At 73.4% G+C, this 11,633-nt stretch carries 11 protein-coding genes; all 11 read right to left on the bottom strand.

Features of this window, described 5'->3' with window-relative positions; genetic code table 11:
- Positions 1-11 precede the first annotated feature (11 nt).
- The gene (locus tag ACZ6KF_RS06565; protein ID WP_356627942.1) at positions 12-377 is read right to left on the bottom strand and encodes a gas vesicle protein GvpO; all 366 of its coding nucleotides are present in this window, start codon (positions 375-377) and stop codon (positions 12-14) included.
- Between the two features lie 84 nt (positions 378-461).
- Positions 462-2,315: a transketolase gene (locus ACZ6KF_RS06560; protein ID WP_469237534.1), complete on the bottom strand. Its 1,854-nt coding sequence runs from the start codon at positions 2,313-2,315 to the stop codon at positions 462-464.
- Positions 2,312-3,748 (bottom strand): NAD(P)/FAD-dependent oxidoreductase, encoded by a 1,437-nt coding sequence (locus ACZ6KF_RS06555; RefSeq protein ID WP_469159860.1) that lies wholly within the window; start codon positions 3,746-3,748, stop codon positions 2,312-2,314. The genes ACZ6KF_RS06560 and ACZ6KF_RS06555 overlap by 4 nt, the downstream gene beginning before the upstream one ends.
- 244 nt (positions 3,749-3,992) lie before the next feature.
- The gene (locus ACZ6KF_RS06550; protein WP_469159861.1) at positions 3,993-4,355 is read right to left on the bottom strand and encodes a phage holin family protein; all 363 of its coding nucleotides are present in this window, start codon (positions 4,353-4,355) and stop codon (positions 3,993-3,995) included.
- A 40-nt stretch (positions 4,356-4,395) separates the two neighbouring features.
- On the bottom strand, positions 4,396-5,028 hold the full coding sequence (locus ACZ6KF_RS06545) for a GNAT family N-acetyltransferase (RefSeq protein ID WP_469237533.1): 633 nt from the start codon (positions 5,026-5,028) through the stop codon (positions 4,396-4,398).
- A gap of 18 nt (positions 5,029-5,046) precedes the next feature.
- On the bottom strand, positions 5,047-5,970 hold the full coding sequence (locus tag ACZ6KF_RS06540) for a S66 peptidase family protein (RefSeq protein WP_469175912.1): 924 nt from the start codon (positions 5,968-5,970) through the stop codon (positions 5,047-5,049).
- Positions 5,967-7,931 carry a S9 family peptidase gene (locus ACZ6KF_RS06535; protein WP_469237531.1) on the bottom strand — a complete coding sequence of 655 codons (1,965 nt, stop codon included), beginning with the start codon at positions 7,929-7,931 and terminating at the stop codon, positions 5,967-5,969. The genes ACZ6KF_RS06540 and ACZ6KF_RS06535 overlap by 4 nt, the downstream gene beginning before the upstream one ends.
- Before the next feature lie 3 nt (positions 7,932-7,934).
- Complete coding sequence (locus ACZ6KF_RS06530; protein WP_469159865.1) at positions 7,935-9,239, bottom strand: M20/M25/M40 family metallo-hydrolase; 1,305 nt, start codon at positions 9,237-9,239, stop codon at positions 7,935-7,937.
- Positions 9,232-10,065, bottom strand: a complete 834-nt coding sequence (locus ACZ6KF_RS06525) for a M55 family metallopeptidase (RefSeq protein WP_469159866.1) — start codon at positions 10,063-10,065, stop codon at positions 9,232-9,234. The genes ACZ6KF_RS06530 and ACZ6KF_RS06525 overlap by 8 nt, the downstream gene beginning before the upstream one ends.
- A 111-nt stretch (positions 10,066-10,176) precedes the next feature.
- Complete coding sequence (locus ACZ6KF_RS06520; RefSeq protein ID WP_356627934.1) at positions 10,177-11,316, bottom strand: glycine amidinotransferase; 1,140 nt, start codon at positions 11,314-11,316, stop codon at positions 10,177-10,179.
- A gap of 96 nt (positions 11,317-11,412) precedes the next feature.
- On the bottom strand, positions 11,413-11,625 hold the full coding sequence (locus tag ACZ6KF_RS06515; protein WP_356627967.1) for an MbtH family protein: 213 nt from the start codon (positions 11,623-11,625) through the stop codon (positions 11,413-11,415).
- Positions 11,626-11,633: the final 8 nt, after the last annotated feature.

The following is an 11,633-nucleotide window of genomic DNA, read 5'->3' as shown; positions in this document are numbered from 1 at the left end:
GCGCCGCGGTTCTAGCGGCCGCCGCTGCGGTCGGCCCGGCCGCGTTCGTAGCGCTTGACGCGCCGGTAGCCCGTGAGCTGCCCCTGCGGGTCGAGTTCGACCCGGTAACTGGCCATCAGGCTCATCGTGTCGGGCACCCGGGCCAGTTCGAGCACCTCGACGTCGAGTGCCCAGCCGTCCTCGGTCTGTTCGAAGGACGACACGGACTCGGCGGTCATCCCGGTCAGCTCCTCCAGTTGTGCCCGCGCCTGGCGCAGCACTTCCATGGGGCCGGGCCGGTCCCGGGCACCGTCCTGGTGCTGTGAGGACTGTGAACTCTGCGAAGCCTGCGGCTCCTGTGCGGTCTCGGATTCGGATGTGCTGTTCGTGTTCGACATGGCCACCTCACGCATCGGGTGGCCGCAAGAGCGTTCGCCAAACCTCCGCGAACGCTCCGCATCCGCATCCGCGTTCTCACACGCTCAGCGCACGACGCCCTGCTCCACCAGGAGTCGTACGGCGGCGGCGACGGACTCGGCGTCGATGCCGGCCGCGTGCAGCTGCTCCTCGGGCGAGGCCGAGCCCGGCATCGTGCGGACCGCGAGCCGCACCAGGCGGGGCGTGGGGCGGCCGTCGAGGAAGGCGTCGAGGACGGCGTCGCCGAGGCCGCCCTCCTCCCGGTGGTCCTCGACGGTGATCAGGCAGCCGGTGTCCTCGGCGGCCCGGCGCAGCGTGAGCCGGTCGACGGGCTTGACCGAGTACAGGTCGACGACCCTGGCCCGGATGCCCTCGCGGTCCAGCGCGTCTGCGGCGGTCAGCGCCTCGGGCACGGTGACGCCCGCGGCGACCAGCGTCACCCGGTCCTCGTCGGAGGAGCGCAGGACCTTGCTGCCGCCCACCGGGAAGTCCTCGTCGGGCCCGTAGATCACCGGGGCCGCGCCGCGCGAGGTGCGCAGATAGCGGATGCCGTCGAGGCCGGCCATGGCGGCGACGAGCTTGGCGGTCTGGTTGGCGTCGCACGGGTACAGCACGGTCGAGCCGTGCACGGCGCGGAACATGGCCAGGTCCTCCAGGCCCATCTGGGAGGGCCCGTCCTGGCCGATGGCGACGCCCGCGTGCGAGCCGACCAGGTTGACGCCGACACCGCTGATGGACGCCATGCGCACGAAGTCGTACGCCCGGGTGAGGAAGGCGGCGAAGGTGGAGGCGTACGGCACCCAGCCGCGCGTCGCCAGGCCCACGGCCGCGGCGACCAGTTGCTGCTCGGCGATGTAGCACTCGAAGTAGCGCTCGGGGTGTTCCTTGGCGAAGAACTCGGCGCGGGTGGAGTCGCTCACCTCGCCGTCGAGGGCGACGACGTCGCCGCGCCCGGCGCCGAGGGCGGCGAGCGCCTTGCCGTAGGCGTCGCGGGTGGCGACTCCCTTCTCGGCGCCCTTGTCCCAGCGGGGCAGCCGGATGTCGCCGGTGGGCACGGAGTGCAGGGCCCTGGTCTCGGGCGGTTCGTGCACCTGGACGCGCAGGTCGCGGGGGCCGCCGAGTTCGGCGACGGCGTCCTCGGCCTCGGGCAGCGGCTTGCCGTGCAGGCCCTCGCGGTCCTGGACGGCCTCGACGCCCTTGCCCTTGAGGGTGCGGGCGAGGATGGCGGTGGGCTGGCCCTTGGTGGAGATCGCCTCGCCGTAGGCGCGGTCGACGGCGTCGACGTCGTGGCCGTCGACCTCGACGGTGTGCCAGCCGAAGGCCTGGAAGCGGCGGGCGTAGGCGTCGAGGTCGTGGCCGTGCCGGGTGGGGCCGCGCTGCCCGAGCCGGTTGACGTCGACGATCGCGGTGAGGTTGTCGAGGTGCTCGTACGCGGCGTGCTCGGCGGCCTCCCACACGGAGCCCTCGGCGAGTTCGCTGTCGCCGCACAGCACCCACACCCGGTAGTCGGCGCGCTCCAGCCGTTTCCCGGCGAGCGCGATGCCGACGCCGACGGGCAGTCCCTGGCCGAGCGACCCGGTGGCCGTCTCGACCCACGGCAGCCGCTGCGGGGTGGGGTGTCCTTCGAGGCGGCTGCCCAGCTTGCGGAAGGTGAGCAGTTCCTCGTCGTCGATGACGCCGGCCGCCTTGTACGCGGAGTACAGCAGCGGGGAGGCGTGGCCCTTGGACAGGACGAAGCGGTCGTTGGCCGGGTGGGCGGGGCGTTCGAAGTCGTAGCGCAGGTGGTGGGCGAGGAGGACGGCCATCAGATCGGCGGCGGACATCGAGGACGTCGGGTGCCCCGAGCCGGCGGCGGCGGAGGCCCGGACGCTGTCCACGCGCAACTGCTGTCCCAGTTCGGCGAGTTCCCGGGTGTTCATCGGTCTCCTTCGGCGGGGGTGTCGGGCCGGTCGGCGGGCGGGTCCGTGCGCTTGACGGGTCCGGGGGTTGGATGGTCCCCGCCGGGCCGGCCGGGTGCGGGTTCGGCGGGGGGCCTTCCCGCAGAGGCGCCGTTCGGCACGCGTGCCAGTTCCGGCGACGAGGTGTCCAGCGGCACCGACCAGGACCGTACGAGGCCCAACTGCACGGCCTGGCGCGGCAGTACGGCGTCCAGCAGCCAGTCGGCGGCGACCCGGACCCGGTTGCCGGGCATGGCGGCGAGGTGGTAGCCGCGCGTCACGGCGCCGGCGACCGGTCCGGCCAGCGGCACCCCGAGCGGGTTGGCCGCGGCCTTCACGCCGCCGAGGTCCACGACGAACCCCATGTCACGGTGGCGGTAGGCCTTGCGCTCGCCGACGCCGAGGGAGGCGGCGACGTTCCGCGCGCAGAGCCTGCCCTGCCGCCAGGCGTGCTGGGCGGTCATGGGCGTGTACTGGCCGGGCTGCTCCAGGTCGGGCACGGCCGCGGCGTCGCCGCAGGCGAACACCTCCGGGCGGCCCGGCACTTGCAGGTGCGGGTCGACCAGCAGGCGTCCGCGTTCCAGGGGCAGGCCGAGGGACTGTGCGAGCGGGTCGGGCCGTACGCCCACGCACCACACGAGGGTGCGGGTCTCCACGAACTCGCCGTCGGTCAGCAGCACGCCGTCGTGCGTGGCCTCCTTCACGGAGGTGCCCATGCGCACGTCGACGCCGCGCTCGCGCAGCACCCGGTCGGCGGTCTCCGACAGACGTTCGTCCATCTCGGGCAGGACGCGGGGGGCGACGTCCAGCAGCATCCAGCGCGGGCGCATGCCCTCGCGCAGGGGGTGCCTGCGGACCTGGGAGTCGGTGAACAGCTGGCCGTGCGCTGCCACCTCGGTGCCGGTGTAGCCGGCGCCGACGACGACGAACGTGCAGCGGGCCGCGCACTTCTCGCGGTCCTCTGCCGCCGCCGCCAGCTCCACCTGCCGGGTGACGTGGTCGCGCAGGTAGAGCGCCTCGGGCAGGCCGCGGAAGCCGTGCGCGTGCTCGGCTACGCCGGGGATGGGCAGCAGCTTGTTGACGCTGCCCGCGGCGAGGACGAGGCGGTCGTACTCCAGCGTGCCCGGGTCGCCCTCGGGGCCGGTGTAGTGCACGGTGCGGGCGTCGAGGTCGATCGAGTCGGCCTCGCCGAGGACGAGGCGTACGTGCGGGAGGGTGCCGGAGAGGGACACGGTGACGCGGCGCGGCTCCAGGATTCCGGCGGCGACCTGGGGAAGCAGGGGCAGGTACAGGAAGTAGTCGGTCGGGTTGAGCAGGGTGATGTCGGCCTTGCCCCGGGACATCCGCGACAGCTCGCGGGCCGTGCGGTATCCGGCGAAGCCGGCTCCGACGATCACGATGCGGGGTCGACTCACGGTTCGCCTCCGGCGGTCGTCTCGTACGAGGTGTTCCGCGTTTCCCCTGCCGGGGGTGGCAAACGTTTCCCCTGCCGGGGCTGGTTCGGGGGTGGGGTGCGGCGCAGTGGGGGTGTTTGCGCAGTTCCCCGCGCCTGCGAAAGCTGCGGACGCCGGGGATCCGTCGCGACTTGCAGCTGCGGGCCGGCGGGGGTTTCTCGCGCAGTTCCCGCGCCCCCGGGGGCGTCGCGGTCCCCCGGCGTGTTCAGGAACGGGGGGTGTCCGGAGGGAAGGGCGGCATCGGCGGGTAGGAACGGGTGTCCGGCGCGGCGGGCGTCGTCGGCCGGGCGGCGTTGCGGAGCGCGTACGCGGCCGCCGCCAGGATCGCCGCCGTGATCAGGGCCGCCGCCCAGCCCGGCAGGGCAAGGGCGAGGGCGAGGCCCACGGCCAGCGCCACCGCCGCGCCCGCGTAGAGGGCGAGCGCGCCGGACGCCGCGTACAGGGACGCCCTGCGGCGCTGCTTGCGCGTCTGCCGGCGCAGTTCGTCGCGGACCGTCTCCCGCGCCACCTGGGCCAGCTCGTCGGCCAGGCCCTTGTCGATGTGCTCCAGATGTTCGAGGCGTTTCATCCGGTGCGGGTACCCGGCCGCACGCCCGGAACACCGGGGATCAGCCGGACGCCCGCATCTCGGTGGTGAGCGCCCACCGTTCGTGGTCGCGCCAGGCGCCGTCGATGAACAGCATCTTCGGGGAGAACCCCTCCAGGCGGAAGCCGCAGGCGCGGGCCAGGGCGATGGACGCCGTGTTGCCGGGCTGGACGTTGATCTCCAGGCGGTGCAGCCGCAGCGGACCGAACGCGTAGTCGATGACCAGGTCGAGTCCCTCGCGCATCAGCCCCCGCCCGGCCGCGTGCGCGAACGCCCCGTAACCGAGAGCACCGCTCTGGAACGCCCCGGCGACGATGTTGTTGATGTTGATGAACCCGGCGATGGCGTGCGGCTCCCGCTCACTCCCGCCGCCCCGCTCCCCCGCCTCGCCCCGCGCTCCCTTCCCGTCCTTCTCACCGTTCTCGCCCTTCCCGCCCTTCTCGCACACGAGGAAGCCGGCCTTCGTCGGGTCGTCGATCAGCCGGCCGGCGTAGCGGGAGTAGGCCGAGGGGGTGTCCGGCGGGAACAGCCACGGGTGGTGCAGGTCCTTGCTCTCCCGGACGCGGGCCAGGAACTCGGGGCCGTCGTCGAAGGTGAAGGCGCGTATGCCCACGCGGGGGCCCTCGGCGAGGTAGCGGGATGCGATGTGCGGCACCCCGCCACCTTACGACGCTCAAGCCAGGGCGGGCTCGTCGAGGACCAACGTCCCGGCCCCGGCGTCCAGTTCGGCGCTCACCCCGAAGGGCATGGTCAGCGCCCCCTCGCCGTGTCCGAAGCCGAACTCCTCGGCGACGGGCACGCCGAGGCCGCCGAGCCGGTCGGCGAACATGGCCCGGACCCGGTCGTGGGGATCGCAGCCCTCCCAGGACCCGAGCAGGATCCCGCGCACGCCGTCGAGCCATCCCGCGCGCAGGAGCTGGGTGAGATACCGGTCCAGGCGGTACGTCTCCTCCCCCACGTCCTCCAGGCAGAGCAGGCCGCCGGCCGCGGAGGAGCGGGCGTGCGGGGTGCCGAGTTCGGCGGCCAGCAGGCTCAGACAGCCGCCGAGCAGGACGCCGCGCGCCCGGCCGGGGACGAGGGCCCGGCCGTCGGAGGCGATGGTGCGGACCGTCTCCGGGGCGAACAGCGTGGCCCTGAGATGGTCCTGGGCGCGGGCGTTCTTGAGGAAGTCGACGCCCGCCGCCATCGGCCCGTGCAGGGTGACCAGGCCGAGCCGGGTGGCGAACGCCTCGTGCAGGGCGGTGATGTCGCTGAAGCCGACGAACACCTTCGGTCCGGCCGCGCGCATGGCCTCCCAGTCCAGGAGGTCGGCCATGCGCTGGACGCCGTAGCCGCCGCGGGCGCACAGCACGGCGTCCACGGCCGGGTCGCACCAGGCGGCCTGGAGATCGGCGGCCCGGTCGGCGTCCGCGCCGGCCAGGTAGTCGAACTCGGGGTGCCGGTCGAGGACATGCGGCGCGACGACGGGGTCGAGGTCCCAGCCGCGCAGCACGTCGAGCCCGGCCTGCAGGCGCTCCTCCGGCACCGGGCCGCTGGGCGCGACCACGGCGACGCGGGCGCCGGGGGCCAGCCGGGCGGGGCGGACGAGTTCCCTCACGTGGTCAGCTCCAGTCTCGGCACACCCGGCGGGTTGAACCCGAACACCTGCGCGTACAGGGAGAGTTCGGCCTCCAGTGTGCGGATCATCGTGTCGGCCCGCCGGAAGCCGTGGCCCTCGCCCTCGAAGGCGAGGTAGGCGTGCGGCACCCCGCGCCCCGCCATCTTGGCGAGGAACCGTTCGCACTGCGTGGGCGGGCAGATCACGTCGTCCAGTCCCTGGAGCAGCAGGAACGGCGCGGTGATCCGGTCGGCGTGCTCGGCCGGCGAGCGCTCGGCGTACCGTTCGGGCACCTGGGCGAGCGGGCCGACCAGGCTCTCCAGGTACTGCGACTCGAAGTCGTGGGTCTCGCCGGTCGCCCAGCCGGTGAGGTCGAGGATCGGGTAGATGATCGTGCCGCAGGCGTAGACGTCGGTCGTGGCGAGGGAGGCCGCCGCGGTCCAGCCGCCCGCGCTGCCTCCCCGCACGGCGAGCCGGTCCGGGTCGGCGCCGCCCTCGTCGGCGAGGGCGCGGGCGACGGCCGCGCAGTCCTCGACGTCGACCACGCCCCACTGCTCGCGCAGCCGGTCGCGGTACTCCCGGCCGTAGCCGGTGGAGCCGCCGTAGTTGACCTCGGCGACGCCGATGCCGCGGGAGGTGAAGTAGGCGATGGACAGGTCCAGCACCAGCGGCGAGCGGCCGGTCGGACCGCCGTGCGCCCAGACGACGTACGGCGGCAGCTCGGAGGCGGGCGCTGCGCAGCCGGGGTGGTGGGGCGGGTACACGTGGGCGTGGATGTCGCGGCCGTCGGGTCCGGTGAAGGTGCGGATCTGCGGCTGGGGGTAGTACGCCGGATCGACGGCGTCGTGGTGCTCGGCGCCGATGACGCGGGCGTGGCCGGTCCGCGTGTCCAGTTCCACGACCTCGTAGGCGCTGCGCGGGCCGGCGCCGACGGCGACGACGCGCTCTCCGTGGGCGGCGAGGGTGGGCGCGAACTCGGTCCAGGGGCCGGCCGCGTCGACGACCTCGCCGGTCTCGGGGTCGAGGACGCCGAGGGCGGTGGCGCCGCGTCCGTGCACGACGGCGACGAGGCCGCTGTCCAGCGGGGCGAACCAGCGCTGGCCCACCTTCCACAGCGGTCCGCCGAACTCCTCCTCGCGAGGGCACAGGGGCACGCCGTCGCGGTAGAGGTTCCACCAGCCGGTGCGGTCGCTCGCGTACAGCAGGGCGCCGTCGGGGGCGAAGTCGGCCTGGGCGATGGACTCCTCGGGGCCGCCGGCGAGCGTGCGGGGCGACTCCAGGACGCCGTCCGGCGTGACGTCGGCGACGATCAGCTCCGTGCCGTCCCAGGGCATCCGCGGATGGTCCCAGGCGAGCCACGCCGCGCGCCGCCCGTCCGGGGACAGGCGCGGTCCGGTGACGAACCGGTGCCGGGCGGGAGCGAGTTCGCGCACGGCGGCGCGGTCGTCGGCGGCGGAGCCGTCCAGCGGCACCGCGACGGGCACGCGGCGCACGTCGCTCGGGCCGTCGCCGGTGAACTCCTCCAGCACGCACCACACTTCGCCGCGCTCCAACACCAACCGCGGGTCCGCCCAGCGCAGTCCGCCGCCGACGGACAACAGCGGGGTGAGCGGACGCGGCTCGCTTCCCGGCTCCCAGCGGTACAGGCGCTGGTCGGTGAAGTGGGCGAACACCAGAAGCGGCCGGCCGTCCGCCTCGGCGCCGGCCCAGGGCAGGCCGCCGTATTCGATGACCCGGCTGCGCACGTTCCACGGCGCGGGCAGCACCGACTCCTCGGTGCCGTCGGCGTGCCGGCGCACGAGGGTGCGCCGGCCGCCCTCGGCAGGGCGCGGCTCGGTCCACCAGACCTCGTCGCCGACGAAGCCGACGTACTCGGGGTGTCCGTCGTGCGCGGCGGCGAGGGCCGCGTCGACGGGCGAGGGCCACGAGCCGTACGCCAGGGTCTGCATGGTCTCCCCCATCGGTCAGGCGCTTCGCAGGAAGCGGTCGAGGACACGGACGCCGAAGTGCAGCGCCTCCACGGGGACGCGTTCGTCGACCCCGTGGAAGAGCGCCTGGTAGTCGAAGCCCTCGGGGAGCTTCAGCGGCGCGAAGCCGTAGCCGGTGATGCCGAGCCGGGAGAACTGCTTGGCGTCGGTGCCGCCCGACATGCAGTACGGCACGACGTGCCCCTCGGGCGCGAACTCCTCGACGGCCGCCCGCATCCGCGCGAACGTCGGCGCGTCCACGGGCGCCTCCAGGGCGACCTCGCGGTGGTGGAACTCCCAGTCGACGTCCGGCCCGGTGAGCCGGTCCATGGTGGCCCGGAACTCCTCCTCGGCGCCGGCGAGGAAGCGTCCGTCGACATGGGCGACGGCCTCGCCGGGGATGACGTTGACCTTGTAGCCGGCGTTCAGCATGGTCGGGTTGGCGCTGTTGCGGACGGTCGCCTCGACCAGCTGGGCGGCCGGGCCGAGCTTCTCCAGCAGCCGGTCGACGTCCCGCAGGTCGGTGTCGATGCCGTACAGCGCGGCCAGCTCGGTGAGCGCGGCGCGCACGGTCGGCGTGAGCCGCAGCGGCCACTCGTACTCGCCGATGCGGGTGATCGCGGCCGACAGGCGGGTCACCGCGTTGTCCCGGTTGACCTTGGAGCCGTGCCCGGCGCGGCCCCGCGCGGTCAGCTTCATCCAGCCCGTGCCGCGCTCGCCGGCGGCGATGGGGTAGATGTGGCGGCCGGAGCCGTCGTGGAAGGTGAACGCGCCGGACTCGCTGACGCCCTCGGTGCAGCCCTCGAACAGGCCGGGGTGCCGGTCGGCGAGGAAGCCGGAGCCGTCGACGGCGCTGTCCTCCTCGTCGGCGGTGAACGCGATCACCACGTCCCGCCGGGGCCGGACGCCCTCGCGGGCCCAGGCGCGGACGACCGCGAGGATCATCGCGTCCATGTTCTTCATGTCGACGGCGCCCCGGCCCCAGACGACGCCGTCGCGGATCTCCCCGGAGAAGGGGTGCACGCTCCAGTCGGCCGCCCGGGCGGGCACCACGTCGAGGTGCCCGTGCACGAGGAGGGCGTCCGCGGACGGGTCGGTCCCCTCGATGCGGGCGACGACGTTGGTGCGGCCCTCGGTGCGCTCCAGCAGCACCGGCTCCAGGCCCGCCTCGGCCAGCCGTGCCGCCGCGTACTCGGCGGCGGGCCGCTCCCGGCAGTCGCCGCCGCCCCGGTTGGTGGTGTCGATGCGGATGAGGTCGGAGGTGAACTCGACGACCTCGTCCAGTGCGCGCTGGTCAGCCATACTGCTCCTCCACGGCGGCCGAGACGACGGTGGTGACCGCCTTGAAGGTGCGGATCCCCTCGAACATGGTGGCACTGGTGTACGCCACCTTGCGCTCGCCGACGCGTGCGACGCCCGGCACGACGGTGGCCGCCATGGCGAGGTGCTCGGCGTCGAACTCGACGGCGACGGTGTGCGGGCCGGCCTGCACGGGCTCGTGCCGCACGGCCAGGGCGGCGGCCTCCTTGGCGGCCGCCCGGATGTCGGCGGCGGTCCGGGCCGGCGTACGGCACACGGCGGCGTACCGCGAGACGTGGTCCTTGACGGCGACCTTCCGCGCCTCGGGGGCATAGCCGAGCGCGTCCTCGCAGGCCACGTCGTCCCCGGTGACCAGGACCACGGGCACCCCGTACTCGGCGACGACGTGCGCGTTCAGCAGGCCCTCGCTGGCCCGTACGTCGTCCAGCCAGACGCCGGTGATGGAGTTGGCGAGGTAGGTGTGGGCGAGGACGCCCTCGGCGCCGGCGCCGGCGTGGTAGCCGACGAAGGCGATGCCGTCGACGTCGCCGTGCTGCACGCCCTCGACCATCGACAGCGACTTGTGCCGTCCGGTGAGCATCTCCACGCGCTCGTCCAGCCGCTCCAGCAGCAGGTTGCGCATGGTCCAGTGCGCCTCGTTGACGACGACCTCGTCGGCGCCGCCGTCGAAGAAGCCCAGGGCCGCCGCGTTGACGTCGGAGGTGAACATGGAGCGGCACCGCTCCCACTGCGGTGTCCCGGGCAGGACGTCGGCCGGCCAGGTGACACCGGTGGCGCCCTCCATGTCGGCGCTGATGAGGATCTTCATGGTGCGCCACGTTACGCGCCGGGGCGCGAACAGGCCATGAGGGGTGTGCCGGGCCGGGCACGGGGGAATGCGGGGGCCCGGCACACCCGGTCGGGGGGACCGGCTACGGGGTCAGACCAGCGGCCGGTAGTCGAGGTTCGGGAAGTAGTCCTCGCGGGTGCCGGTGCGGCGCACGTCCCAGGTGGCGCAGTGCAGGGAGCCGCCGTACTCGAAGACGTGCCGGAACGGGACGGTGAAGACCTCGAAGTCGTACTTGGCGAGCAGTTCCTGCAGCGGCTTCTCCTGCTCCTCCACGATCACCTTGGTCGGGGAGATGCTGAGCACGTTCATCGACAGCCACTTGGAGGACTGGCAGTACTTCGGCATCTCGTCGTTGGTGAGCACCGGCTGGGGGGCCTCGACCAGCTCCCAGTCGTTGGCGTAGAACATCTTCTCCTCGCCCTCGCGCAGCGGCCGCTCGGGGTTGGTGAGGATGAGGCCGGGGCGCAGCGGGACGAAGGTGCAGTCGATGTGCGAGGGGAAGAAGTCCAGCGGGAAGTGGACCGTGTGGACGCGGAAGCCGCGCGGCTCCAGGTGCTGCTTGAGCCAGCGGATGCCGGCCCGGTTGGTGGTCATCGACTCCTGGACGAGGATGTCGCGGCCGAGCCGGCTCATGTCGGCGGCGTCGAAGACGACCTCGTCCTGGTTGATGCAGAACTCGAAGGAGTGCATCTCGGCGTGGCGCTTCTCCAGCGGCCAGTCCCAGAACTCCTCGCGGTACATGTCGTCGGCCATGGACGGCTTGGGCGCGGTGGTCCACAGCACGCGCGGGTCGGCGTTCCAGTACTCGTAGACCAGCTTGCGGTAGGGCTGGTACTCGAAGTAGCGGGCGCGGCGCGACATGGTCGCCTCGATGATCTCGTTGCCCATGGTGATCATCACGTCGCGCGGGCAGACCGCGCAGTACTGGTTGGGCACCTCGAAGTCGGGGGTGACGACCGGGCGGGAGAAGTCGTGCGGCTGGGGGCGGCGCACGGTGACGCCCTGGGACTCCAGCAGGGCGGCGAGACCCGCGAGTTCCGCGTTGGCGAGGTCGATGGCGTCCTGGGACTTGGGGCCGGTCGGGAAGGGCTCGCCGGGGGCGTTGCGGACGGCGGGCCGGCTGCCGGGTTCGACCGGCTCGAAGTTGGCGTTGTCGGCGGAGCCGACGACCATCTCCTCCAGCGGGTCCCATTCGTTCCAGGAGTTGACGACGACGGAGTCGGTGTTCATGTCTGCGGCCACCTGTCCTTGTGGAGGTGCGGGGGTGCGGGGTGAGGCGGTTCGTGGGGGGTGGGGGTACGGGGGTACCGGCGGCGGGGTGTGCGGTTACGCGGCGTCCGTGGCGGCGACGAGGCTCGCCGGGCGCATGTCGGTCCAGTTCTGCTCGATGTGGTCGAGGCAGGTCTGCCGGTCGCTGTCGGCCACGACGACGTCCCAGCCGGGCGGGACCAGGGCGAAGGCGGGCCACAGGCAGTACTGGCGCTCGGCGTTGACGAGCACGTGGAAGGTGCCGTCCTCGTTGTCGAACGGGTTGGTCATGTCGTTTC

This window comes from Streptomyces sp. NPDC046379, assembly GCF_055587785.1.
This window is presented reverse-complemented; position numbering and strand designations above follow the sequence as displayed.

What these genes read in the sequence shown, in the direction of transcription:
- ACZ6KF_RS06560 (WP_469237534.1), bottom strand. Translation starts at nt 2,315, where the DNA reads ATGAACACCCGGGAACTCGCCGAACTGGGACAGCAGTTGCGCGTGGAC.
- ACZ6KF_RS06530 (WP_469159865.1), bottom strand. Translation starts at nt 9,239, where the DNA reads ATGGCTGACCAGCGCGCACTGGACGAGGTCGTCGAGTTCACCTCCGAC.
- ACZ6KF_RS06515 (WP_356627967.1), bottom strand. Translation starts at nt 11,625, where the DNA reads ATGACCAACCCGTTCGACAACGAGGACGGCACCTTCCACGTGCTCGTC.
- ACZ6KF_RS06520 (WP_356627934.1), bottom strand. Translation starts at nt 11,316, where the DNA reads ATGAACACCGACTCCGTCGTCGTCAACTCCTGGAACGAATGGGACCCG.
- ACZ6KF_RS06535 (WP_469237531.1), bottom strand. Translation starts at nt 7,931, where the DNA reads ATGGGGGAGACCATGCAGACCCTGGCGTACGGCTCGTGGCCCTCGCCC.
- ACZ6KF_RS06550 (WP_469159861.1), bottom strand. Translation starts at nt 4,355, where the DNA reads ATGAAACGCCTCGAACATCTGGAGCACATCGACAAGGGCCTGGCCGAC.
- ACZ6KF_RS06525 (WP_469159866.1), bottom strand. Translation starts at nt 10,065, where the DNA reads ATGAAGATCCTCATCAGCGCCGACATGGAGGGCGCCACCGGTGTCACC.
- ACZ6KF_RS06565 (WP_356627942.1), bottom strand. Translation starts at nt 377, where the DNA reads ATGTCGAACACGAACAGCACATCCGAATCCGAGACCGCACAGGAGCCG.